Raw genomic sequence first — 328 nt, forward strand, 5'->3', positions numbered from 1 at the left:
GAAGTTGCAAAAAAGCAAGGATTACAAGAAGTTGTCATTACCATTATAAAAACAATAATGACAACTTTAATATAGCATTTCATAACAACCACCAATATATAGATAATCAATGACCAGTAATTTTCATAATCGCTTGGATAAAATCCTGATCGACTATATCAGCAATAGCAAACGGTGCGGCGACAGGAATGGCGACGGCGGCTGTTACTGATGAACCTATTGCGTCTTTTTTGTTAGTAGTTCTTCGGTCAAGAGTGGTATTACCCTGTTCATAGCCTGCGTCTTTTCCACGATAAAAGCCCCACATTTGACCGCCCATAAAATCGTG

1 pseudogene is annotated in these 328 nt (G+C 38.7%); it reads right to left on the reverse strand.

Annotation, left to right across the window (positions count from 1 at the left end):
- Positions 1-106 precede the first annotated feature (106 nt).
- Positions 107-328, reverse strand: a pseudogene (locus Q3O06_RS08850) (hypothetical protein); the annotation flags it as partial.

It is taken from the genome of Neisseria maigaei, from assembly GCF_958267405.1.
Classification (GTDB): domain Bacteria; phylum Pseudomonadota; class Gammaproteobacteria; order Burkholderiales; family Neisseriaceae; genus Neisseria; species Neisseria bergeri.